At 64.1% G+C, this 23,552-nt stretch carries 23 protein-coding genes and 2 tRNA genes; 15 read left to right on the forward strand and 10 right to left on the reverse strand.

The window, feature by feature from the left end; all coding sequences use genetic code 11:
- Position 1 precedes the first annotated feature (1 nt).
- Both H3H45_RS08195 and H3H45_RS08200 read left to right on the forward strand, forming a co-directional pair.
- Complete coding sequence (locus tag H3H45_RS08195) at positions 2–652, forward strand: bifunctional 4-hydroxy-2-oxoglutarate aldolase/2-dehydro-3-deoxy-phosphogluconate aldolase (protein ID WP_182833252.1); 651 nt, start codon at positions 2–4, stop codon at positions 650–652.
- Positions 649–1,098: an acyl-CoA thioesterase gene (locus H3H45_RS08200; RefSeq protein ID WP_182833253.1), complete on the forward strand. Its 450-nt coding sequence runs from the start codon at positions 649–651 to the stop codon at positions 1,096–1,098. The genes H3H45_RS08195 and H3H45_RS08200 overlap by 4 nt, the downstream gene beginning before the upstream one ends.
- Before the next feature lie 189 nt (positions 1,099–1,287).
- Here the strand turns inward: H3H45_RS08200 and H3H45_RS08205 are convergent, their stop codons facing one another.
- Positions 1,288–4,764, reverse strand: a complete 3,477-nt coding sequence (locus H3H45_RS08205; protein ID WP_182833254.1) for a hybrid sensor histidine kinase/response regulator — start codon at positions 4,762–4,764, stop codon at positions 1,288–1,290.
- Between the two features lie 158 nt (positions 4,765–4,922).
- On the opposite strand from H3H45_RS08205, the gene H3H45_RS08210 reads away from it, so the two are divergent.
- The 5 genes from H3H45_RS08210 (at position 4,923) to H3H45_RS08230 (ending at position 9,499) form a co-directional block, all read left to right on the forward strand.
- Positions 4,923–5,492: a GNAT family N-acetyltransferase gene (locus H3H45_RS08210; RefSeq protein ID WP_182833255.1), complete on the forward strand. Its 570-nt coding sequence runs from the start codon at positions 4,923–4,925 to the stop codon at positions 5,490–5,492.
- A gap of 6 nt (positions 5,493–5,498) precedes the next feature.
- Positions 5,499–6,326 carry an AraC family transcriptional regulator gene (locus tag H3H45_RS08215; protein ID WP_182833256.1) on the forward strand — a complete coding sequence of 276 codons (828 nt, stop codon included), beginning with the start codon at positions 5,499–5,501 and terminating at the stop codon, positions 6,324–6,326.
- 127 nt (positions 6,327–6,453) lie between these two features.
- Positions 6,454–7,164 (forward strand): AzlC family ABC transporter permease, encoded by a 711-nt coding sequence (locus H3H45_RS08220; RefSeq protein ID WP_182833257.1) that lies wholly within the window; start codon positions 6,454–6,456, stop codon positions 7,162–7,164.
- Positions 7,165–7,494 (forward strand): AzlD domain-containing protein, encoded by a 330-nt coding sequence (locus H3H45_RS08225; protein ID WP_182833258.1) that lies wholly within the window; start codon positions 7,165–7,167, stop codon positions 7,492–7,494.
- A gap of 130 nt (positions 7,495–7,624) precedes the next feature.
- Positions 7,625–9,499, forward strand: a complete 1,875-nt coding sequence (locus H3H45_RS08230) for an MFS transporter (RefSeq protein ID WP_182833259.1) — start codon at positions 7,625–7,627, stop codon at positions 9,497–9,499.
- 53 nt (positions 9,500–9,552) lie between these two features.
- Here H3H45_RS08230 and sugE read toward each other — a convergent pair whose 3' ends face one another.
- Together sugE and rdgC are read right to left on the reverse strand one after the other, a co-directional pair.
- Positions 9,553–9,867 carry a quaternary ammonium compound efflux SMR transporter SugE gene (gene sugE / locus H3H45_RS08235; RefSeq protein WP_182833260.1) on the reverse strand — a complete coding sequence of 105 codons (315 nt, stop codon included), beginning with the start codon at positions 9,865–9,867 and terminating at the stop codon, positions 9,553–9,555.
- Positions 9,868–10,034: 167 nt separating this feature from the next.
- Positions 10,035–10,955, reverse strand: a complete 921-nt coding sequence (gene rdgC / locus H3H45_RS08240; RefSeq protein ID WP_182833261.1) for a recombination-associated protein RdgC — start codon at positions 10,953–10,955, stop codon at positions 10,035–10,037.
- A 159-nt stretch (positions 10,956–11,114) separates the two neighbouring features.
- On the opposite strand from rdgC, the gene H3H45_RS08245 reads away from it, so the two are divergent.
- From H3H45_RS08245 to H3H45_RS08275, 7 genes are all read left to right on the forward strand, one after another.
- Positions 11,115–11,190 (forward strand) — tRNA-Val (locus H3H45_RS08245).
- Between the two features lie 20 nt (positions 11,191–11,210).
- Positions 11,211–11,287: transfer RNA gene (locus H3H45_RS08250), tRNA-Asp, on the forward strand.
- 237 nt (positions 11,288–11,524) lie between these two features.
- The gene (locus H3H45_RS08255) at positions 11,525–12,232 is read left to right on the forward strand and encodes an FKBP-type peptidyl-prolyl cis-trans isomerase (protein ID WP_182833262.1); all 708 of its coding nucleotides are present in this window, start codon (positions 11,525–11,527) and stop codon (positions 12,230–12,232) included.
- A gap of 365 nt (positions 12,233–12,597) precedes the next feature.
- A complete protein-coding gene (locus H3H45_RS08260; RefSeq protein WP_182833263.1) occupies positions 12,598–13,032 on the forward strand; it encodes a YkvA family protein in 435 nt (144 codons plus the stop codon).
- A 157-nt stretch (positions 13,033–13,189) separates the two neighbouring features.
- Complete coding sequence (locus H3H45_RS08265) at positions 13,190–13,510, forward strand: helix-turn-helix domain-containing protein (protein ID WP_182833264.1); 321 nt, start codon at positions 13,190–13,192, stop codon at positions 13,508–13,510.
- Positions 13,507–13,875: a hypothetical protein gene (locus H3H45_RS08270; RefSeq protein ID WP_173208024.1), complete on the forward strand. Its 369-nt coding sequence runs from the start codon at positions 13,507–13,509 to the stop codon at positions 13,873–13,875. Before H3H45_RS08265 ends, H3H45_RS08270 begins: the two co-directional genes overlap by 4 nt.
- Entirely contained in the window at positions 13,876–14,346 is a 471-nt protein-coding gene (locus H3H45_RS08275) for a tetratricopeptide repeat protein (protein WP_182833265.1), read from the forward strand.
- Here the strand turns inward: H3H45_RS08275 and H3H45_RS08280 are convergent.
- Together H3H45_RS08280 and H3H45_RS08285 are read right to left on the reverse strand one after the other, a co-directional pair.
- On the reverse strand, positions 14,338–16,092 hold the full coding sequence (locus H3H45_RS08280) for a bifunctional diguanylate cyclase/phosphodiesterase (protein ID WP_182833266.1): 1,755 nt from the start codon (positions 16,090–16,092) through the stop codon (positions 14,338–14,340). The genes H3H45_RS08275 and H3H45_RS08280 overlap by 9 nt on opposite strands.
- Before the next feature lie 93 nt (positions 16,093–16,185).
- Positions 16,186–18,258 carry a carboxy terminal-processing peptidase gene (locus tag H3H45_RS08285; RefSeq protein ID WP_182833267.1) on the reverse strand — a complete coding sequence of 691 codons (2,073 nt, stop codon included), beginning with the start codon at positions 18,256–18,258 and terminating at the stop codon, positions 16,186–16,188.
- 133 nt (positions 18,259–18,391) lie between these two features.
- Between H3H45_RS08285 and H3H45_RS08290 the strand changes: the two genes are divergently transcribed.
- Entirely contained in the window at positions 18,392–19,354 is a 963-nt protein-coding gene (locus H3H45_RS08290) for an NAD(P)H-quinone oxidoreductase (RefSeq protein WP_182833268.1), read from the forward strand.
- A gap of 114 nt (positions 19,355–19,468) precedes the next feature.
- On the opposite strand, the gene H3H45_RS08295 is transcribed toward H3H45_RS08290, so the two are convergent.
- From H3H45_RS08295 to H3H45_RS08315, 5 genes are read right to left on the reverse strand one after another with little or no spacing between them, the layout of a single operon-like run.
- Positions 19,469–20,122, reverse strand: a complete 654-nt coding sequence (locus H3H45_RS08295; protein ID WP_182833269.1) for an HAD family hydrolase — start codon at positions 20,120–20,122, stop codon at positions 19,469–19,471.
- Positions 20,122–21,111 (reverse strand): ABC transporter ATP-binding protein, encoded by a 990-nt coding sequence (locus H3H45_RS08300; RefSeq protein WP_182833270.1) that lies wholly within the window; start codon positions 21,109–21,111, stop codon positions 20,122–20,124. The genes H3H45_RS08295 and H3H45_RS08300 overlap by 1 nt, the downstream gene beginning before the upstream one ends.
- Positions 21,108–21,905 (reverse strand): ABC transporter permease, encoded by a 798-nt coding sequence (locus H3H45_RS08305; RefSeq protein WP_182833271.1) that lies wholly within the window; start codon positions 21,903–21,905, stop codon positions 21,108–21,110. The genes H3H45_RS08300 and H3H45_RS08305 overlap by 4 nt, the downstream gene beginning before the upstream one ends.
- Positions 21,892–22,737, reverse strand: a complete 846-nt coding sequence (locus H3H45_RS08310; RefSeq protein WP_182833272.1) for an ABC transporter permease — start codon at positions 22,735–22,737, stop codon at positions 21,892–21,894. Before H3H45_RS08310 ends, H3H45_RS08305 begins: the two co-directional genes overlap by 14 nt.
- Positions 22,734–23,540: an alkaline phosphatase family protein gene (locus H3H45_RS08315; protein WP_182833273.1), complete on the reverse strand. Its 807-nt coding sequence runs from the start codon at positions 23,538–23,540 to the stop codon at positions 22,734–22,736. The genes H3H45_RS08310 and H3H45_RS08315 overlap by 4 nt, the downstream gene beginning before the upstream one ends.
- Between the last annotated feature and the right edge of the window lie 12 nt (positions 23,541–23,552).

Here is a 23,552-nt window from a genome sequence, read left to right on the forward strand (position 1 = left end):
CATGAGCCTGACGATGGACAAGGTGTTGCAGCAGGCACGCCCGGTACTGCCGGTACTGGTGATCGAGGATGTCGAATTGGCGGTGGACCTGGCGCGTGCCCTGCACGCCGGTGGCATCAGCGTCCTAGAAGTGACCCTGCGCACCCCGCGCGCCCTGGATGCCCTGGCGGCGATCCGCCAGGCGCTGCCGGAGTTGCTGGTGGGGGCGGGCACGGTGATCCATGCCGAGCAGTTCCAGGAAGCCCGCGATGCCGGCGCGCAATTCACCGTCAGCCCCGGTTGCACCGAACGCCTGGCGGCAGCGGCGGAAGATTCCGGCCTGCCGTACCTGCCGGCGGTGATGACCCCGTCCGAAGTGCTGCTGGCGCTGGAGTATGGTTATCGCTCGCTCAAGCTGTTCCCGGCCAATGGCGCGGCCAGCGTGAAGATGCTGAAAAGCTTCAAGGGCCCGTTCACCGGCATCCGTTTCTGCCCCACGGGCGGCATCACCGTGGACAACCTGCTGAGCTTCCTGCGCCTGCCCAACGTAGCCTGTGTCGGCGGTACCTGGATTGCCCCGGACAACCTGATCCGCGCCCGCGCCTGGGACCAGATCACCCTGCTGGCCAGCGAAGCCTGCGCCCTGGCCGCCAGCGTGGAGAACAAGGCATGAGCTGGGATCTGCCAAACCCCTTCGTCATCGACCTGCAGGTAGCGGCCGAGGACATCGATGGTCTCGGCCACGCCAACAACGCGGTCTACGTCAGCTGGCTGGAGCGCTGCGCCTGGCGCCACTCGCAGAGCCTGGGCCTGGACCTCAGCGAGTACCGTCGGCTGGATCGTGCCATGGCTGTGCTGCGCCACGAGATCGACTACCTGGCCAGCGCCTACGAAGGCGAAGAACTGCAGATGGCCACCTGGATCGTCGAGTCCGATCAGCGTCTGAAAATGACCCGTCACTTCCAGCTGTGGCGCCCGGCCGATGCCAGCACCCTGCTGCGCGCGCAGACCACCTTCGTCTGCATCGAACTGTCCAGCGGCAAGCCCAAGCGCATGCCGGTGGAGTTTGTCGAAGGCTATGGTCAGGCGTTGCTGGAGCCTGCAGCGCTGCAGCTCTGAGAACCTGGCGCGGATCTCGGAGACTCCCCTCTCCCACTTGTGGGAGAGGGGCTGGGGGAGAGGGGGCGGGGCAACTCCCTCTCCCCAACCCTCTCCCGTGAACGGGAAAGGGGGCAAAAGCGATTCGCGCCTGCCCTACAGAGTTTAGGCATTTGCAAAAAAGATCCTATACGGTCCTGAGCGCGCGCCTCAGCTCAGATTCAGATGCCGGCTGAGCAGGGCGCGCAGGGCCGCCGGTTTGACCGGCTTGGCCAGGTAGTCGAGGCCGGCGGCGTGCACGGCGGCGATCAGTTCCGGACGGCCGTCGGCGCTGATCACCACGCCCGGCAACGGCTCACCGAGACGGGTGCGTAGCCAGGCCATCAGTTCGGTGCCGGTGTCGCCCTCGTCGAGGTGGTAGTCGACCAGCGCCAGCTGCGGGCGCACATCCTCATCCAATAAATGCTCGCACTCCAGGCGATTGCGCGCCGTCCACACCTGGCAACCCCAGCGTGACAGCAGGCTGTGCATGCCGGTGAGGATGCTGTCCTCGTTGTCGATGCACAGCACCTGGGCGCCGCCGAGGGCCTTGCCGTTGAGTTCGCCGAGGTGCTGTCGTGGACTGCTGACGGGCAGCGCGGCGCTGGCCAGCGGCACGCTGACGCTGAACACGCTGCCCTTGCCCGGCCAGGAACGTACCTCCAGGCGATGGCCAAGCACCCGGCAGAGGCCGTCGGCAATCGCCAGGCCCAGGCCCAGGCCTTTCTCGGCGCGGGTCTGGTGACTGTCCAGGCGCTTGAATTCCTCGAAGATCACCTTGCGCTTGTCCTCGGGAATGCCGGGGCCACGGTCCCAGACTTCCAGACGCAGGTTCTGCCCCTCGCGGCGCACACCTAGCAGCACATGACCCTTGGCATAACGGAAGGCGTTGGTCAGGAAGTTCTGCAGCACCCGGCGCAGCAGGCGCGGGTCGCTTTCGATGCGTAGCTTGCTCGGGCAAAGGCGGAAATCCACGCCCTGTTCCTGGGCCAGTACCTTGAACTCAGTGCCGAGGGCATCGAACAGCTGGCTGAGCGGGAAAGCGCTGAGGTCGGGGGTGATACGGCCGTTTTCCAGGCGCGAGATATCCAGCAGGTCGCTGATCAGGTCTTCCGCCGAGCGCAGCGAGCTGTCCAGATGGCGCACCAGTTCCTGGGCCTCGCGTGGCAGGACCTCCTGCTGGTGGGAGAGGGCGGCGGAGAACAGTCGGGCGGCATTCAGCGGCTGCATCAGGTCGTGGCTGACCGCAGCGAGGAAGCGGGTTTTCGACTGGTTGGCGGCTTCGGCCACGCCCTTTGCTTCGGTGAGGGCCTGGTTGAGCCGGGACAATTCCTGGGTGCGCGCTGCGACCCGCTGCTCCAGACCTTCATTGGCCTCCTTGAGCGCCTGTTCGGCTTCGCGGAATTCGGTGATGTCGGTGAAGCTCATGACGAAGCCGCCGCCGGGCATGGGGTTGCCGATCAGCTCAATGACCCGGCCGTTGGGGAACAGTCGTTCCGAGGTGTGCGGCTTGCCCTGGCGCATCCAGTACAGGCGCTTGGCGACATGCTCGTCGACCTCTCCCGGGCCGCACAAACCACGCTCGGCGTTGTAGCGGATGATCTCGGCCACCGGCCGGCCAATGCTGATCAGCCCCTCCGGGTAGTCGAAGAGCTCCAGGTAACGATGATTCCAGGCCACCAGGCGCAAGGACTGATCGACCACGCTGATGCCCTGGGTGATGTTCTCGATCGCGCCCTGCAGCAGGGCACGGTTGAACTGCAGCACCTCCGAGGCTTCGTCGACGATGCGCACCACATCCTCGACCTGCATTTCCCGCCCTTCGATGGCCGCGCGCACCACGGCGCGGGTCGATGAGGCGCCGAGCACGCCGGCGAGCAGGCGTTCGGTGTGGGCGATCCATTCGCTGTCGGCGTTCTGCGTCGGGTTGAACGGCCTGCCCTGGGTGTAGGCGAAGCGCAGGAAGCTCTGCCGTGAGCGTTCTTCACCGACAAAGCGTGCGGCCAGTTCCTGCAGGTCGGCCACCTGCACCGCCAGCAGGTTGCGCGAACCGGCCTTGGCATTCAGCTCCTGGCCGATGAAGCGGCCGGCCTGCCAGTGCTCGGAGACCCGTGTGCGCGAGAACCAGGAGACCCCGCCGAACAGCAGCCAGTTGCCGGCCAGGGACAGCACCACGCCGCGGGTCAGCGGGTCGATGTCGAAGCCGACCGGGTAATACAGCAGCTCCGGCAGCAGCGGGAAGCTGTCCAGCGACCAGCGCATGCCGCCGGCCACCAGGGGCAGGACCAGGGTGTAGAACCACAGGGCGCAGCCGGCGGCGAGGCCGGCGAACACACCGCGGCGGTTGGCCTGCTTCCACACCAGGGCGCCGAACATGGCCGGTACCAGCTGGCCGATGGCGGCGAACGACAGCTGACCGATGGTGGCCAGGCTGGCGTTGGTGCCGAGCAGGCGATAGCACACGTAGGCCAGCAGCAGGATGATCAGGATGCTCAAGCGGCGTGCGCTGAGCATCCAGTGGCGGAAGGCCTCGAACGGCCGCTCGGTGTTCTGCCGGCGCAGCAGCACCGGCAGCAGCATGTCGTTGGAGATCATGGTCGACAGCGCCACCGAGGCGACGATGACCATGCCGGTGGCCGCCGAGGCGCCGCCGATAAAGGCCAGCAGGGCCAGGGCCGGATGGGCCTCGGCCAATGGCAGGCTGATGACGAAGGAGTCCGGCTGCACGCCGGATGGCAGAAGCAACTGGCCGGCCAGGGCGATGGGGATGACGAACAGCGCGGCCAGTACCAGGTAGGCCGGGAACACCCAGCGCGCCAGGCGCAGGTCCTTGGGTTCAATGTTTTCCACCACGGTGACATGGAACTGGCGTGGCAGGCAGACGATGGCGGCCATGGCCAGGCCGGTCTGCACCAGCATCGCCGGCCAGTTCACCGTTTCCGCCCAGAACGCCTGCAGCTCGGGGGCCTGGATCGCCTGGCGGGACAGGTCGGCGAAGCCATCGAACAGGCCCCAGGTGACGAACACACCCACGGCCATGAAGGCCAGCAGCTTGACCAGCGACTCGAAGGCGATCGCTAGCACCATGCCGCGGTGGTGCTCGGTGACATCCAGGTTGCGCGTGCCGAACAACACGGTGAACAGGGCGAGAATCAGCGACACGATCAGCGCCGTATCCTGGCCGCGGGTCGGGCTAGGGGTGGCGCCGATCAGCAGGTTGACGCCGAGCACGATGCCTTTCAGCTGCAGGGCGATATAGGGCAGCACGCCAACCAGGCAGATAAGTGCCACCACCACGGCCAGCGACTGCGACTTGCCGTAGCGGGCGGCAATGAAGTCGGCAATCGAGGTGATGTTTTCCTGTTTGCTGATCATCACCATCTTCTGCAGCACCCAGGGCGCGAACAGCAGGACGATGATTGGCCCCAGGTAGATCGGCAGGAACGACCACAACTGGCCGGCGGCCTGGCCGACCGCGCCGAAGAAGGTCCAGCTGGTGCAGTACACAGCCAGCGACAGGCTATAGACCCAGGCGCGCACACGCGGCGATAGCGGCGTACGGCGGCGGTCGCCATAGAAGGCAATACTGAACAGGATGGCCATGTAGACCAGAGCGACCAGGGCGATCAATCCGCTGGACAACGACATGCAGACTCCACGGGAACAAGGGCGCACAAGCGCTGCGGGTAGCCATTAGTCTCGCATGGGTTCTGCCGTCCGTCAGGCAGACTATGGTCGCAAGCGCCTTGAGCCGCCGCCGGCGGCCTGTTAGCGTGGCCGGCCGTGGAGTTTTCTGGAGCCTGGCGATGTTCGAGCCACTACCCACCGTTTTGCAGCAAGGAGCGCTGCGCCTGGACCCGCTGAACGAGGCCGATCTGCCCGGCCTGCTGGCATTGGCCGAGGCCAACCGCGAGTCGCAACAGTTCATGAATGGCACCACCCGCCCGGACTGGTACCGAAGTGCCCTGGCCGAGCACAAGGCGGCGCAGGCCGTGGTGTTTGCCATCCGCCTGGCTGGCGAGCTGGTCGGCACCACGCGTTTCTTCGACTTCAATCCGGCCCTGCCGGCCGCCGAGATCGGCTCTACCTGGCTGGATGCACGTCAGCACGGCAGCGGGCTGAACAGCATGATCAAGTACCTGATGCTGCGCCATGCCTTCGAGGACTGGGGCCTGGTGCGTGTGCAGCTGAAGACCGCGGCGAGCAACCTGCGCTCGCAGCGCGCCATCGAGAAGCTCGGTGCGGTGCGCGAAGGTCTGCTGCGCAATCACCGGCGCCTGGCCGACGGCCGCCTCGACGACACGGTGATGTTCAGCATCACCGACAGCGAGTGGCCGCAGGTCAAGCAGCAGCTGGAAGCGCGCTTCGGCGCTTGATCAGCGATGGCGACCAAACGCGAGCAGACCCGCTTCTGGCAGGCCGAGGCTTTGGCCGGGGTCGAGTTGCTGCATGCGCGCTACATCGAGCAGCGCTTCGCTCCGCATGTGCATGAAGGCTTCGTGTTTACTGTGATCGAGCACGGCGCCCAGCGTTTTCGCCATCGTGGCAGCGACCATCTAGCGCCGGTCGGCAGCATGGTGCTGATCAATCCGGACGAGTTGCACACTGGTTCCAAGGCTCACGAGGAAGGCTGGCGTTACCGGGGTTTTTACCCGGACAACGCCCAGGTCAGCGGGGTGTTTGCTGAGCTGGGCCTGGCCAGTGGCGGCATGCCCTCGTTTGCCAGTAGCGTGTTGCATGACCCGCAGCTGCATCGGCTGTTTGGCGAGCTGCACCTGTTGCTGGAAAGCGGTGCCGACGCCCTGCAGCAGCAGACCGCCTGGCGCGAGGCGATTCTTCTGCTGTTCCAGCGTCACGCGCGGCTTCCCCAGGCAGCGCCGCCCGGTCGTGAGCCGCAGGCGGTGGCGCGGGCCAAGGAGTTGCTCGGCAGCCAGTTGGCCGAACCGCCGTCGCTGGAGCAACTGGCGGCAGCGGTCAATCTGTCGCCGTTCCACTTCGCCCGGGTGTTCCGCCGTGCCACCGGCCTGCCACCGCATGCCTGGCTCAAGCAGCGCCGTCTGGAGCAGGCACGGGCGCTGCTCAAAAGCGGCTGCGCGCCGCTGGCGGTGGCCATGCAGCTGGGCTTCGCCGATCAGAGCCACCTGACCCGGCAGTTCAAGCAGGTCTATGGGGTTGGCCCCGGCGAATACCGCAGCGCCTGCGCCGGCTGAGGCGTTTCCCTCTCGCGATCATTTGCTCTGCGTGCTCTTGTAGGCGCGGCGCATTTGACCGATTGCGCAAGATTGTTCAAGACGATCCCTGGACGACCGACTAGCCTCGCTCTCTCAAGGAGGTTCCATGTCCCGTCATCACGAATTCCTGCAGGGCGCCCGCGACATGCTGCCGATGCTGCTCGGCGCCATACCCTTCGGCATCATCTTCGGCAGCCTGGCCGGCGCTGCCGGCCTCACACCCTGGCAGACCATCGGCATGTCCGTGCTGGTGTTTGCCGGCTCGGCACAGTTCATCGCCCTCAGCCTGCTCGGTGGTGGTGCGACTCTGGCGGTCATGCTGCTCACTACTTTTGTGGTCAACCTGCGCCATGCCCTGTACAGCGCCAGCCTGCAGCCCTTCGTCCGGCATCTGCCCAAGCGCTGGCGCATGCCGCTGGCCTTCTGGCTGACAGACGAGGCCTTTGCCGTGGTCCAGCACCGCTATGCCGAGACGGATAGCTCGCCGCACAAGCACTGGTACTTCCTCGGTGCGGCGCTGGCGATGTACCTGAACTGGCAACTGTGCACCCTGATCGGTTTGGTATTCGGCCAGGCGGTGCCGAACATCGGCGCCTGGGGGCTGGACTTCGCCATGCTCGCCACTTTTATCGGCATCGTCGTGCCGGTGCTGCGCAATCGCCCGCAGGTGGCGGCGGCAGTGGTCGCCGGCGCCGTGGCCCTGGTCGGTCATGGGCTGCCCTACAAACTCGGCCTGATGGCCGCAGCCGGCGCCGGGATTGTGGTCGGGGTGCTCCTCGAACGGCGTTACCGCCTGCTGCAGGATGAGGTGTTCTAAATGGAAAACTGGCTACTGATTTTCGGCATGCTGGCGATCACCTTCGCCACCCGCTACAGCCTGTTCGCCTTCCCCGATTTGCGCTTCCCTGCACTGGTGCGCCAGGGCCTGCATTACGTGCCGACGGCGGTGCTCACCGCCATCGTCGTGCCCGGCATGCTGCTGCCCGATGGCCAGCACCTGGCCCTGCGCCTGGACAATGCCTATCTGCTGGCCGGGCTGGTGACCATTGGCATCGCCGCACTGACGCGCAATCTGCTGGCGACCATCGCCGGGGGATTGCTGGTGTTCTTCCTGCTGCGCTGGTTTTTTGGGCAGTTGCCGATCTGAGGCGTGACCGGCTGCAGGAATGTGGCTCGCCTGTCAGTATTGCAATCCAATAGCAGACGGGCCAAATTCCCGCCCAGTTCTGCTTCTGGATTTACTACTCGCAGGCGGCCCACCGCCAGGTACATGGACGATGACCCAACACTCGCAATTTGCCCTGCTCGGCACCCGGCGCTTCCTGCCGTTCTTTATCACTCAGCTGCTCGGCGCGTTCAACGACAACGTGTTCAAGCAGGGGCTGATCTTCGTCATCCTGTTCAACATGGCGTTCTCGGATAAGACTGGCAACCTGCTGGTCAACTTCTGCCACATGCTGTTCATTCTGCCGTTCTTCCTGTTCTCCGCCCTCGGTGGACAGTTTGGCGAGAAGTTCGCCAAGGACGCGCTGATCCGGGTGATCAAGCTGGCCGAGATCATCATCATGCTGGTCGGCGCCGCCGGTTTTTTCCTAAACAGCTTGCCGCTGCTGTTGCTCGCGCTGTTTGGCATGGGCACCCACTCGGCGCTGTTCGGCCCGGTGAAGTATTCGATCCTGCCGGCCACCCTGCGCGAGGAGGAGCTGGTCGGCGGTAACGCCTTGGTGGAGATGGGCACTTTCCTGGCCATCCTCGCCGGTACCATCGGCGCCGGGGTGATCATGTCCGGTAGCCATTCCGCCGGGATAGTGTCTGGCGCCATCGTGCTGGTCGCCTGTCTCGGCTACGTGGCCAGCCGCAACATCCCGCGCTCGCATGCGGCGCTGCCGGAACTGGTGCTGGACTGGAATATCTTCCGCCAGACCTGGGCCACCGTGCGTCTGGGCCTCGGTCAGCGCCCGGCGGTCTCGCGCTCGCTGCTCGGCAACTCCTGGTTCTGGTTCATCGGTTCTATCTACCTGGCGCAGATTCCGGCATTTGCCAAGGATCTGCTGCACGGTGACAAGACCGTGATCACCCTGATCCTCACCGTGTTCTCGGTGGGCATCGCGCTGGGTTCGGTGCTCTGCGAGCGCCTGTCCGGGCGCAAAGTGGAGATCGGCCTGGTGCCGTTCGGCTCGATGGGCATGACGATCTTCGGCATCCTCCTTTGGTGGCACTCGGCCGGCTTCCCGACGGCGGCCGAGCCCTACACCTGGCTGACCCTGCTGGGGCAGGGGCAGGCCTGGTGGCTGCTGGCGGATATCCTTGGCATCGGCATCTTCGGCGGCTTCTACATCGTGCCGCTGTATGCACTGATCCAGTCGCGCACCGTGGAAAACGAGCGGGCCCGGGTGATCGCCGCCAACAACATCCTCAACGCCTTGTTCATGGTGGTCTCTGCGCTGGTGGCGATGCTGTTGCTCAACGTCGCCGGGCTGTCGATCCCGCAGCTGTTCCTGGTGGTGTCGCTGATGAACATCGCGGTCAACGCCTACATCTTCAAGATCGTTCCCGAATTCACCATGCGCTTCCTCATCTGGCTGCTCAGCCACTCGATGTACCGCGTGCGGCACGAGGGGCTGGAGGCGATTCCGGACGAGGGCGCGGCGGTGCTGGTGTGCAACCACGTGTCCTTCGTCGATGCGCTGCTGATCGGCGGCGCGGTGCGCCGGCCGGTGCGCTTCGTCATGTACTACAAGATCTACCAGTTGCCGGTGCTCAACTTCATCTTCCGCACCGCCGGCACCGTGCCGATCGCCGGGCGCAGCGAAGACGAGAAGACTTACGAACAGGCCTTCCAGCGCATCGCCCAGTACCTGGCCGATGGCGAAGTGGTGTGCATCTTCCCCGAGGGCAAGCTGACCACCAGCGGCGAGATCGACGAGTTCAAGGCCGGGGTCGAGCGCATCCTGGCCGCCAACCCGGTGCCAGTGATCCCCATGGCGCTGCAGGGGCTGTGGGGCAGCTTCTTCAGCCGCGCGCCGCACAAGGGCCTGTTCAAGCGCTTCTGGTCGCGCATCACCCTGGTCGCCGGGCAGCCGATGCCGGCCGACACCGGGCGCCTGGTGCTACAGGAGCAGGTGGCGCAGTTGCGCGGGGATGTGCGCTAGATTCATCGCCATGAAAAAGCCCGCCATTTGGCGGGCTTTTTTCTGTCTGGGTATCAATGGCTGAGCTTGAGCCCCAGCAGTCCGGCGACGATCAGCCCGACGCTGAGCAGACGCAGCAGCGCCATCGACTCGCCGAACAGGATGACCCCGGCGATCACCGTGCCCACGGCACCGACTCCGGTCCAGATCGCGTAGGCGGTGCCCAGGGGCAGCTCCTTCATCGCCAGGCCGAGCAGCGCCAGGCTGACGATCATCGCGCCAACGGTAAGCAGGGTAGGGAGGGGGCGGGTGAAGCCGTCGGTGTATTTCAGGCCGACGGCCCAGCCGACTTCGAACAGGCCGGCGAGCAACAGGATGAACCAGGACATGTGTGACTCCGCATTAAAGCTATAAGTGCGGGCCGTCCCAGGTGATCACTCGCGAGGAGTAGCAAGGTCGTCCTTGCGTTGTGCGTTATTTTGCACACAGTTCTGCACAGGGCAAGCTCGAGAGGACGAGCGTGCCCTGGCAGATGTTGCCAGAATTGTCAGAGAGGTCAGATTCCCTCTGGAACTTCTTCGCCACCGAGGGCTTCGAACAGTGCCGGCAGGAAGTCGCAGAAGGTCAGCATCATCAGGGTGAAGCTGGCGTCCAGCTGGCCGAGGTTGTCGTCGCCGCCATCCTGCGCGGCCTGATCCTGGAGCAGGTCTTCGAAGCGCAGGCGCTTGACCACCAGCTTGTCGTCGAGCATGAACGACAGCTTGTCCTGCCAGGCCAGGGACAGCTGGGTAACCAGTTTGCCGGTGGACAGGTGCAGCTGGATTTCCTCGCTGGTCAGGTCCTGGCGCTTGCAGCGCACCACACCGCCATCTTCGGCGGTGTCGCGCAGTTCGCACTCATCCAGCACGAAGAAGTCCGGCGCCGCCTGTTGCGACTTGACCCAGTCGGTCATGGTCGCGGTCGGCGCCATCTTCACCGACAGCGGGCGCACCGGCAGCGAACCCAGCACTTCACGCAGGGTCGACAGCAGGTCTTCGGCACGCTTGGCGCTGGCCGAGTCGACCAGGATCAGGCCGAGCTTGGGCGCGATGGCGGCGAAGGTAGCCGAGCGGCGGACGAAGGCGCGCGGCAGGAAGGACATGATGATCTCGTCCTTGAGCTGGTCGCGCTCCTTCTTGTAGACCTTGCGCATCTGTTCGGCTTCGATCTGATCGACCTTTTCCTTCAGCGCATCGCGCACCACGCTGCCCGGCAGAATGCGTTCTTCCTTGCGCGCGGCAACCAGCAGGAAATCACCACTGACATGCACCAGCGGGGCGTCTTCGCCTTTGCCGAAGGGGGCGATGAAACCGTAGGTGGTCAGCTCCTGGCTGGCACAGGAACGTGCCAGCTTGGTGGCCAGTGCAGCCTCCAGTGCCTCGGCATCGAAAGGCAGATCCTGGGTCAGGCGATAGACAAGCAGGTTGCGGAACCACATGGGGGTGACACTCCAATTGCGCAAAGCGCGCATTATTCTCTGCCCGGGCCGATTGGCCAAGCTGTCGCTAAGCCTTTGGAACGCCTGCAAAATTTTTTAAAAAAAGAGCTTGCCAAGGTTCGGGTCGCTGTCTAGAATGCGCCCCACTTCGAGAGTGAAGGGTGATTAGCTCAGCCGGGAGAGCATCTGCCTTACAAGCAGAGGGTCGGCGGTTCGATCCCGTCATCACCCACCATCTCGCTCACGAGGTTACGCGCAGCGGTAGTTCAGTCGGTTAGAATACCGGCCTGTCACGCCGGGGGTCGCGGGTTCGAGTCCCGTCCGCTGCGCCATACATAAGCCTTGGTTAGACTGAAGACCAAGACTGGAAAAAACGACCGAAAGGTCGTTTTTTTTTGCCTGCGATTTACTGCAGCAGGCATGGCGGCCACAGATAGTGCGGTTTCTCGCACAGGCTGAACTATTCCGGGCTCTGCGGTTCCTACTGGCGTAGCCAGTAATCGACACAGGCTGCTAAGCTCGCGCATTCACCGATAGCCTGCTTCAGGGCGCTCCAACAAGGATCAAGCATGAAACAACATCGTTTAGCCGCGGCAGTTGCCCTGGTAGGCCTGGTACTGGCCGGTTGCGATTCGCAGACCAGCGAAGTCGAACTGAAAACTCCGGCGCAGAAGGCTTCCTACGGCATCGGCCTGAACATGGGCAAGAGCCTGGCCCAGCAAGGCATCGACGACCTGGACCAGAAAGCCATCTCCGCCGGCATCGCCGACGCCCTGGGCAAGAAAGAGCAGCAACTGAAGGACGAAGAGCTGGTTGAAGCCTTCACCTTCCTGCAGCAGCGTGCTGAACAGCGCATGCTGGCGCTGAACGAAGAGTCGGCCAAGGCTGGCAAGAAGTTCCTCGAAGAAAATGCCAAGAAAGAAGGCGTGATCACCACCGCTTCCGGCCTGCAGTACGAAGTGCTGAAGAAAGCCGATGGCGCTCAGCCGAAAGCCACCGACGTGGTAACCGTTCACTACGAAGGCAAGCTGACCGATGGCAGCGTGTTCGACAGCTCCATCGAGCGCGGCAGCCCGATCGATCTGCCGGTCAACGGCGTGATCCCGGGTTGGGTCGAAGGCCTGCAACTGATGCACGTCGGCGAGAAGTACAAACTGTACATCCCGAGTGCCCTGGCCTATGGCGAGCAGAGCCCGACCCCGGCCATTCCGGCCAACTCGGTGCTGGTATTCGAGCTGGAGCTGCTGGCGATCAAGGATCCCGCTGCTCAGCAGTAATACCTGCTGCTACAGCCAACGCCCCGCCTAGTCGGGGCGTTGTCGTTTCTGTAGGTTACAGAAGAACGGTGGGCTGACTTGCTGGTCTGAAAAGAGAAGGTGCAAGGCGCGGGTGTTACGGTTATGCACATTCACCGAGTTACTCGTGTGGCGCTGACTGTTACGTTTTTCCTGAGCATTGCTCGGCTGCTAACTATATGATTTTTAATGACTTTATGCTCTGAACAAAAAGTGCCCGATCTGTACGTAGGCCGCATGGCGCGGGCGTTTGCCTGGTCTATCGGATAATTGTGCACAAGGTTATCCACAGCTTTGGTGGATAACCCCAACAAGCCCAGCAGGCATGCGGGTTGTGGAGAAAGACGATGAATGTTCCCGCTCATTTGAAGCGTTACTTGCAGGCGGCACAGGCGCTTCTTGCTCGCGGCAAACTGCCCGGCATGTTGGCGGCGGTACTGCAAAAGAGTGCCAGCAAGGGTGGCCGCCTGGGGGCTGTGCGCGAAGATCTGCGACTCCTGGTCGGCTTGTGCATGGCATGGTGGCGGGGTGAATACCGGGCTATCGGCACCCAGGCGTTCCTCAGTGTGGTGGCCGCCTTGCTGTATTTCCTCACCCCGCTGGATGCGCTGCCGGACTGGCTGCTGGGCATCGGCTTACTGGACGATCTGGCGGTGTTGGCCTGGGTGCTGCGCACCTGGCGCGGCGAGCTGGATGCCTATCGCGCCTGGCGTGACGTGCAGGCGCCCGCAGAGCTGTTGTTGATCGAGCAGGTGCCGGCTCAGGATCGGCTGCCGGAATGATCCTGTGCGGTTGAACAGCTTTTTGCCTGGCGTGTTGCGAAACACTTGTAACGGCGGCGCGCTATGGGTCACCCTCTGCTCATGGCCCAGTTGTTAAGATGGCGGCCTGCAAGGAGGGCGCCGGGTCAGTCGGTGCTGCAGTCCACGGAGAGTGTTGATGAGTGTGCAAGTGATCACGCGTGACGGTGAGGCCGAATATGCGGTACTGCCCTGGGCCGAGTACCAGGCATTGCTGCAGGCTGCCGGACGCACGGTGGCAGCCGCGCCGCAAGAGCCGCAGGGGAATGCCGTAGCCCTGAGTGAGCTGGTTGCCCTGCGTGAGGCGCAAGGCCTGTCGCAGGCCGATCTGGCCCGCGCGGTGGGCATCAGTCCGCACTACCTGAATCTGTTCGAAAGCGGTGAACGCCAGCCCGATGGAGCGATCCTCCGCGCGTTGGGCCGTGTACTCGGTGTGAGCGCCTGGGAGCAGGGTTCTTGAGCGTGCGCATCCACCGCCAGCATTGGCAGGCTCTGCTCACCGAGCTTGAGGATGCCCGCCGCCAGCGCCATCTGCTGACCTACCGGGCCCTGGTCGAGCGCTTGCAGCTGCCTACTCCGGCGATGCAAACCCTGACCGCCGCGCTGGAGCATCTGGCGGCCATGGATGCCCGTGCCGAGCGTCCGTTGCGCAGCGCGCTGGTGATCAGTCAGGGTGCCAGCCGCCTGCCGCGCACCGGATTCTTCGAGTGCGTGAACCGCCTCGGGCGTTTCTCCGGGCCTTCCGATGGCATCGCCGCGGCGTCCTGGCATGCGGCTGAAGTGGCCCGCGTCTTCGAGTTCAGCTACCCCGCCGAGGAAGCCTGAGTGCTCTGGCGCCTGCGTGCCCGCCTGGGTTACCGGGTAGCGCGGCAGCTGTTCCACTGGCGCTGGCTGATGCAGCAGCCGCGTGTCTGGACCTGGATGCAGGGTCAGTTCGCGCGCATGGCGGCGCAAGGCGATGTGCCGGCGCAGAGTTTCTACGGTCATCTGTTGCTGTTTCGCGGCCAGGGTTTTGGTGCGCGCGAGGAAGGCCTGCGCCTGTTGCGTCTGGCGGCGCCGGCCGGGGATGGCAAGGCCGCCTATCAGCTGGGTTTGATCAGCCTCAGCGGTGATACTCGCCAGGCTCCAGATGGCGCCGAAGCGGCACGCTGGTGGACCCTGGCGGCGCAGGCCCGCCATCCGCTGGCGGCCCATCGACTGGCCCGGTTGTACCGCGAGGGTGGGCCAGGCTTGGTGGTGGACGCCGCTCTGGCGCAGCAGTTTGAGCAGCGGGCGCGAGAGTTGGGCTTAGGCTGATAGGCAGTCCAGCACATGCATGCTGTAGCCAGGCACCGCCTTGGCGTGACGCTTGGCTTCCGAGGCCAGACTGGCCAACTGCCCGGCGTCCAGCTTGGCGCAGGCTGCTGACTGCAGCTGCACGACCCCCACGGACAAGGACAACAGCGGAAACTCCTCGCGCTGGCCCTGGCGGTTGTGCGCGACGAAGCAGCCGGCTTGCAGGTGTTCGTCGCGGTAGAAGCGTCGGCACTGACCCTGGAAGTCTTCCAGCAGCAGTTGGATGCGTTTGCGCCAGTCGGCTGAGCCGAGTACCAGCATGAAGTCATCACCGCCGATGTGGCCGACGAAGTCGCAGCTCGGATCGACCCGTTCGTTCAGGCATTGGGCCAGGCACAGCAGCACCTCATCGCCCTTGGCATAGCCGTAGATGTCGTTGAACGGCTTGAAACTGTCGATATCCACGTAACACACCGCCGCGTCGCGGCCCTGCTGCAGCAGGCGGCTCAGGCATTGCTGGATCGGCACGTTGCCCGGCAGCAACGTCAGCGGGTTGGCGTAGCGGGCCTGCTGGATCTTCACCTCGGTGATCAGCTTGAGCACGTCGATCACCCGCCCCAGGCCACGATAACGGCCCTGCTGGGTGATGATGAAATCCTCTTCGATGCGTTGCCTGGCCCTGCTGGTGAGCAGGCGGCTGACCTGTTGCAGTGACTGACCCAGGTCGACAGCGAGAAAGTCCGTGCTCATCAGGCGGCTGATCGGCTTGCGCGCAAACAGGTCGGTGGCGAAGGGCTTGAGCAGGGCCTCGGACAAGGAGTGGCGATGAATGATGCCCACCGGTTGCTGCTGTTCGTCGAGCACGGCCAGCGAGTTGAGGTTGGCCTGGGCGCGGAAGGCCTCCAGCACCTCGGCGGTGGCCGTGCTGTGGCTGACCGCCTGCTGCTCATTGAGCAGGGCGCCAAGGTCGGTGTTTTCCTCGTGCAGGCTGGTGGTGCTGCTGTCCAGTTGCGGCAACAGTTTGCGTGCGTCGCGTGGCGGTTGTTCCTGTGGTCGGCCAAGCAGATAGCCCTGCAGCAGGTCCACGCCCATTTCGCTGAGCACGGCCAGCTCTTCCGCCAGTTCGATGCCTTCGGCAATCACCTGGGCGCGAGAGGCCTTGGCCATTTTCAGGATGGAACCGACGAATTCGCGTTTCACCGCATCCTTGTGAATGCCATCGATGAAGTGGCGATCGATCTTCACGTAGTCGGGGCGCAGCTCGGACCACAGGCGCAGGCTGGAGTAGCCGGCACCTAGGTCGTCGAGGGCGATGGAGAAGCCCATGGCGCGATAGTGGTGCAGGGCGGTGTCGAGCAGGCTGAAATCGTCGATCGGTGCCTGTTCGGTCAGCTCGATCACCACCCGATCCGGGGTGATGCCGAATTCCTGCAACAGCTTGAGGGTACGCCCCGGCTGGTGGGTCGGCTCCAGCAGGGATTCCGGCGAGACGTTGAGGAACAGCTTGCCGTCCAGCTGCAGGTCACGGAAGCGCCGGCAGGCGCTGCGTCGGCTAGCCAGTTCCAGTTCGCTTAGGCGTCCGCAGTTGCGGGCCACGCTGAACAGGGCAATCGGTGAATGCAGCGGGCTGTTGGATGGGCCACGGGTCAGGGCTTCATAGCCAAGGATGCGGCGGTCGGCCAGGGCGATGATGGGCTGGAACAGGCTGTGCAGGTCGCCGTGAGCGAGGATCTGATCCAGTGCGCTCAACTGCTCGGTGACGGTCATGGCGGGTCTCGCAGGGCGGAAAAAGAAAAGGACCGGTATCGCTACCGGCCCTTTCATTTCACGACAGAACGATGACGCTTTGATGACGCCGCTTTAGTGCTTGGCCACCTGGGTGTCCATGCCGAGGTAATCGAGCAGGATGCGTCCGCTCTCGCTCAGGTAGGCATCGTCCTCCGGCTTGGTCTTTTCCGGTTCGACGGGCAGGCTGTCTTCATCCTCTTCCTTGATCTCCTTGAGCAGCTCTTCGCCCTTGGCCTTGCGCTTGGCGTTTTCCAGGGCCAGCTGGCGCGCCTCGATATCGGCACGCTGGCTGCGGCGGGTCTGCTCGTTGAGGCTGATGCTGGTTTGCTGCATCAGTTCCTGGGCCAGGGCCAGACGCTCGCGGGTGAAGACGAAGTCCGGGTTTTCTGCCGTACGCGCTTCGTGACGGGCTTTCAGTTCGGCCAGGAACGGCTTGAACGGATCGCTTGCCGGTTTGATCGCAGGGCGGATGCTGTCCCAGGGCATGGCTTCGGGCAGGGCGCTTTCGCCGATCTCCGTGGTATCGACGATGTCCGGATAGGCGATATCCGGCAGCACGCCCTGGTGCTGGGTGCTCTGTCCGGAAACGCGGTAGAACTTGGCCAAGGTCAGCTTCAGTTCGCCGTGGTTGAGCTCCTGAATGGTCTGCACCGTGCCTTTGCCGAAGGTCTGGCCGCCGAGGATCAGGCCGCGGTGGTAGTCCTGCATGGCGCCAGCGAAAATCTCCGAGGCGGAGGCCGAGAGGCGGTCGACCAGCACGGCCAGGGGGCCGGTGTAGAACACGCCGGGCTCCTCGTCGGCCAGCACATCTACGCGGCCGTCACTGTTGCGGACCAGCACGGTCGGACCCTGGTCGATGAACAGGCCGGTCAGCTCGGTGGCTTCCTGCAGCGAGCCGCCACCGTTGTCGCGCAGGTCGAGGACGACGCCGTCGACCTTGTCCTTTTTCAGCTCGGTGAGCAGGCGTTTGACGTCGCGGGTGGTGCTCTTGTAGTTCGGGTCACCCGCACGGAAGGCTTTGAAGTCGAGGTAGAAGGCCGGCACCTTGATCACCCCGAGCTTGTAGTCGCGGCCGTCATGGTTGAGCTTGAGCACTGACTTCTGCGCGGCCTGTTCCTCCAGCTTGACCGCTTCGCGGATGATGCTGACGACTTTGCTGGTCTGGTCGCTCGGCGCATTGCTGGCCGGAATCACTTCCAGGCGCACCTTGGAGCCTTTCGGCCCGCGAATCAGTTTGACCACTTCGTCCAGGCGCCAGCCGATCACATCGACCATGTCCTTGTCGCCCTGCGCCACGCCGATGATCTTGTCGGCTGGAACGATCTGCTTACTCTTCTCCGCCGGACCGGCCGGCACCAGGCGTACCACCTTGACGTGCTCGTTGTCGGACTGCAGCACGGCGCCGATGCCTTCCAGCGACAGGCTCATGTTGATGTCGAAGTTCTCCGCATTGTCCGGGGAGAGGTAGTTGGTATGCGGGTCGTAGGTCTGCGCGAAGGCATTGATGTAGGTCTGGAACACGTCCTCGCCGCTGGTCTGGTCGAGGCGCTTGAGCTGGCTCTTGTAGCGCTTGCTCAGCAGTTCCTCGATGGCCTTGGGTTCCTTGCCGGCCAGTTTCAGGCGCAGCACTTCATCCTTGACGCGTTTGCGCCAGAGGTCATCGAGTTCGGCGCGGTCTTTGGCCCAGGGTGCGTTCTCGCGCTCCACCAGCAGGCTTTCCTCGACGCTGAAATCGAGTTTCGAGGTGTCCTGCAGTAACTCGATGGCGTAGTCCAGACGCTCCTGCACGCGCACCAATTGGCGCTTGTACATGAGGAAGCCGGGTTCCAGGTCGCCACTTTTCAGCAGGTCGTCGAACTTGTTGCGCCACTGGTCGAATTCAGCGATGTCGGCGGCGGTGAAGTAGCTGCGCGCCGGATCGAGGGTCTTCAGGTAGCCGTCGTAGATCTTCTGCGAGCGGGCATCGTCGAGCGGCGGCTTGTTGTAGTGGTGGCGCTTGAGCAGCTCCACTACATTGAGGCTGGCAATCACCTGCTCACGGTCGGGCTGCAGGTATTCCCAGTTCTCCGGGCCGGTCTTGGCGGCTGCGGGCATAGCTTGCAGGCCCAGCACGAGAGCCAGGGCAGTAGAGGAGAGACGCAGCATGGTGATTCGACGCGATGGCAGTTGATAACGCATATTAGGCCGTCATGTGAGCGCCAGGTTCCATTGAGCCGGGCGGCAGAATGCAGAAAGCCCGGCACACAACGCCGGGGGGCTTGTTCACTATGGAGGCAGCATGAAGGCATTGCAAGGCGTCGAAGGGCAGGTGGAATGGTGCGAGCGGCCCGCTCCAGCCTGCGATGTAGGGCAGATTCGCGTGCGCGTGGCGGCGGCCGGGCTCAACCGTGCCGATCTGCTGCAACGCGCCGGTCTGTACCCACCGCCGCCGGGAAGCAGCGACGTGCTCGGCCTGGAGTGTTCCGGGGTGGTCAGCGAGGTCGGCGCCGGCAGCGCCTGGCAGATCGGTGACCGGGTTTGCTGCCTGTTGGCGGGCGGCGGGATGGCCGAGGAAGTGGTGGTCGATGCCCGCCATGCGTTGCCTGTGCCGCAAGGCCTGTCGCTGGCCGAAGCGGCGGCGCTGCCGGAGGTGTATGCCACCGCCTGGCTCAACCTGTTCCAGCTGGCTGGGCTGAAACCGGGCGAGAAGGTGCTGCTGCATGCCGGCGCCAGTGGCGTCGGCTCGGCGGCGATCCAGCTGTGCAAGGCCTTCGGCAGCCCGTGCTGGGTCAGTGTCGGTTCCGCCGAGCGCCTGGCCTATTGCACCGACCTCGGTGCTCAGGGCGGCGCGCTACGCGGCGAGAACCTGGCCAGCCTGCGCGATTTTGCGCCGTTCGACGTGATTCTCGATCCGGTTGGCGCGACTTATGCCGAGCTCAATCTCGAGCTGCTGGCGCGCGACGGGCGCTGGGTGAATATCGGCCTGATGGGTGGCAGCAAGGCGCAGTTGGACATGGCCCTGCTGCTCGGCAAGCGCATCCAGCTGAGCGGTTCGACCCTGCGCAATCGCGATGATGAGTTCAAGGCGGCGCTGCTTAGCGATCTGGGCCAGCATGTCTGGCCGCTGTTTGCCGAGGGTCGTTTGAAGCCGCAACTGGAGCAGAGTTTCCCGGCCAAGGATGTGCAGGCCGCCTTTGCCGCGCTGGCGAGCAATCAGGTGGCTGGCAAGGTGGTGCTGTTGATCGACGAGAGCCTGGTCTAACCAGGCTTTGCGAGCCTGTTTGCGATCTCATGCGCGCCATGCGCACCGCAAGCCATGCACGTGGCTCAGGTGCGCACGGTGTCTCCTCCGTATTCTCGCCAGGCGCGGATCTCATCACTTCCAGCTGAGGATCGGCCAGCCGGCCTGTTCGGCATGGGCGCGCAAAGTCGGATCCGGGTTGACTGCGTAGGGGAAGTCCACCTGGCTCAGCAGCGGCAGGTCGTTGCGCGAGTCGGAATAGAAGTAGGCGCCGGCCAGGCTTTCGCCTTGTTCCTGCAACCAGGCCTGCAGGCGGGTGACCTTGCCTTCGCGGTAGGTCAGCACGCCCTGGGTCTTGCCGCTGTAGTGGCCGTGTTGCTGCTCCAGATCGATGGCCAGCACTTCCGCTATGCCCAGGCGTTCGGCGATGGCGCTGACCAGGAAATGCGCCGAGGCGGAGATCACCAGCAGGCGATCGCCAGCGGCGCGGTGCTGAGCCAGGCAGCGCATGGCATCGCTGTAGATGATCGGCTCGATGACGTCCTCGACGAATGGGCCAACGACGAACTCGACTTCCTCCTCGGTGCGGCCCACCAGCGGCGACAGGGTGTAGGCCATGTAGTCCTCCATGGCCAGCTTGCCCTGGGAGTACAGCGCCATCAGCTCCTGCTCGCGGGCCAGGAAGCTCTCGCGGTCGACCCACTGGATGTCGGCCATGTGGGTGGCCCACAGCGAGGCGCAGTCGCCGTCAATCAGGGTCTCGTCGAGATCGAAGATTGCCAGGGCCATTACGCCACCTCCCGGATTGCCTGTTCGTCGATGGTCAGGCCGATGCATTGGCCCTTGCCGATCAGGTCGCCTTCACGACGGTTGAGTACGTCGACCACCAGTTGCACACCATTGGCTTCGACGCGGTAGCGGATGACGTTGCCGAGCAGGCTGTGGCCGAGTATTTCCGCGGCGATGGCGCCGCTGTGGTGCAGCTGGATGGCCTCCGGGCGGATGGCGATGCGGCTGCTGACCGGGCGCAGCAGCAGGCGGCTGGCGGTTTCCGCATCGAGCAGGTTGTAGTTGCCGATGAATCCGGCGGCGAAGGCATCCACGGGCGCGGTGTAGAGGGTCTCTGCGTCGCCGCTCTGGACGATCTTGCCGGCGTTCATCAGGAAGATGCGGTCGCTCATGGTCAGCGCCTCCTCCTGATCGTGGGTGACGAAAATGGTAGTCAGGCCGAGATCCTGCTGGATGCTGCGGATCTGCTCGCGCAGGTGCTTGCGGATGCGCGCATCCAGCGCCGACAGCGGCTCGTCGAGCAGCAGCAGGCGCGGGCGGGTGACCAGCGAGCGGGCCAGGGCCACCCGTTGGCATTGGCCGCCGGACAGCTGGTGCGGGTAGCGGCTGGCGAAATCGCCCAGCTCGACCATGGCCAGCGCTTCCTGTACGCGCTGGGCGCTTTCTTCCTTGCCGACCTTGTGCATACGCAGGCCGAAGGCGACGTTCTGCGCCACGCTCATGTTGGGGAACAGCGCGTAGCTCTGGAACACCATGCCGATATCGCGCTTTTGCGGCGACAGCGGCACCAGGTCCTGGCCGTCGAGAAGGATCTGCCCGCCGCCGACTTCAGTCAGCCCGGCGATGCAGCGCAGCAGGGTGGATTTGCCGCAACCGGATGGGCCGAGCAGGGTGACGAACTCGCCCTGGGCGATTTCGCAGTTGATGTCACTGAAGATCGAGGTGGCGCCGTAGCTTTTATGCAGGCCGCGGATGCTCAGGTAACTCATGAGTTGTCCTTGTTCAGGCGAGTGGCTGCCCAGGTGAAGATCAGCACGAAGAAGAAGTAGGAAATCACCAGCGCGCTGTTGAAGTGGCCGCTGCTGTTTTTCATGTTGTTGAGGTACACCTGCAGGGTTTCGTAGCGGGTGCCGACCAGCAGGTTGGCGAACACGAACTCGCCGAACAGGAAGCTGAAGGATAGGAACAGCGAGACCATCAGGCCCTTGCGCAGGTTCGGCAGCACCACCAGGAAGGCTGCCTGCCAGGTGCTGGCGCCGAGCAGTTGGGCGGCGTCCATCATGTCGCGCAGATTGATCGCCTGCAGGTTGTTGGTGATCGCCCGGTACATGAACGGCAGGGCTACGGTGAAGTAGCAGCCGATCAGGATCCATGGCGTGCCGACCATCGCCAGCGGCCCGGAACCGTAGACCTGCAGCAGGCCCACCGAGGACACCACCGGTGGCACGGCGAACGGCAGCAGGATGAGAATGTTCATCAGCCCGTCGAGCTTGGGGAAGTGGTAATGCACCACAAACAGCAGCGGCAGGATCAGCACCGTGGCCAGCAACAGGGAGCCGAAGCACACCAGCAGTGACTGGCCGAAAGCGGCGAGGAAACGCGGATCGCTCCACAGCGCCAAATACCACTTGAAGGTCAGGCCTGACGGCAGGATGGTCGCCGACCAGCTGGTGGACAGCGAGTAGAGCAGGGTACCGGCCAGCGGCAGCAGCAGGATCAGGAACAGCAGCCAGACCACCGTGCGGTGATAGAGGGCGGCCGGTTTGGCATCAGCGCGCGACATGGTAGCTCCTCTTCAGCAGCCACTGGTGCGCGGCGGTGATCACCACCATCAGGCCCACCAACACCATGGCCAGGGCGCTGGCCATGTCTGGGTTGAGGCTGATATCGCCGGCGACCATGGCGGCAATGCGGATCGGCAACACGTTGAAGTTGCCGGTGGTCAGTGCATACACCGTGGCGTAGGCGCCCAACGCATTGGCCAGGAGGATGACGAAGGTGCCGAGCAGGGCGGGGGTCAGCACCGGCAGGCCGATATGCCGCCAGAAGTCCCAGGTGCCGGCGCCGAGCAGCGCCGCGGACTCGCGCCAGTCCTCGCGCAGGGCGTCAAAGGCGGGGTAGAGCAGCAGCACGCCGAGCGGAATCTGGAAGTAGGTGTAGAGCACGATCAACCCGGTCTTGGAGTACAGGTTGAAGTCTTCGATGATCCCGGCCTGCTTGAGCAGCAGGGTCAGCGCGCCGTTGAAGCCGAGGATGATGATGAAGGCAAAGGCCAGCGGCACCCCGGCGAAGTTGCTGGTCATGTTGGAGAAGGCCATGACGAAGTCGCGCAGCTTGGAGTCGACCTGGCGCAGCGAGTAGCTGCCGAGCACGGCGATGAGGATGCCGAACAGGCTCGACCAGAAGGCGATCTGCAGGCTGTGCTTGATCGCCTGCAGGTAGAACTTGGAGCTGAAGATCTTCTCGAAATTACCCAGGCCCCAGGCGTCGCCGACGCTCAGGCTGTGCACCGCCACCCATGCCAGCGGGGCGATCTGGAAGGCGATAAAGAAAATCGCGAAGGGCAGCAGGCAGAGCAGGGCCAGCCATTTGCCGCGGGGTTTACTTGCTGTCACTTGAGCAATTCCTTGCACAGCGGTTTGTCGTGGCTGGCGCCGAGCAGGGTGCAGATGGTGCCGCACAGTTCGGTTTGCCGGGGCTTGGCGTTGCCATCCAGGCTGAAGGCGCTACCGGCGACGAACAGCGGCACTTCGCGTTCTTCCGGCAGCAGGCCGTTGTGCGAGCGGTCGTTGTTCATGCCGTGGTCGGCGGTGACCAGCACCTGGTAGCCGGCATCCAGCCAACGCTGCAGGTATTCGGCCAGCAGCAGGTCGGCAGAGCGCGCGCTGTTGCGGTACTGCGGCGAGTCGAGGCCGAACTTGTGGCCGGCGTCGTCGATATTCATCGGGTGCACCAGCAGGAAGTTTGGCTGGTGCTGCACGCGCAGGTGCTCGGCATCGGCGAACAGGTGCGAATCCGGGTAGTGGTCGGCGTAATAGAAGTGGCCGTGCTGGATCGGCAAGGTGCTGTCGCTGGTGTGGCGGTCGCGGGCGGCATCGAAGGGCGCACGGTTATACAGCTCGCTCATCCAGTGATAGGCCGCGGCGGCGGTGGACAGGCCTGCTGCACGGGCGTAGTGGAAGATGCTGCGCTGGTTGGACAGGCGCACCACATCGTTGTGCACGATGCCGCTGTCGATCGGCGCCACGCCGGTCATCAGGCATTCGTAGAGTGGGCGGGACAGCGCGGGCAGCTCGCATTCGAGCTTGTACAGCGCAGCGCGGCCAGCGCCGCAGTAGGCCTGCAGATGGCCCAGCGCATGGCGGGCAACCTCGTAATTCAGGCCATCCAGTACCACCAGGATGACGTTGTGTTTCATCGAGCGATTTCC

The organism is Aquipseudomonas guryensis (assembly GCF_014164785.1).
GTDB lineage: Bacteria > Pseudomonadota > Gammaproteobacteria > Pseudomonadales > Pseudomonadaceae > Aquipseudomonas > Aquipseudomonas guryensis.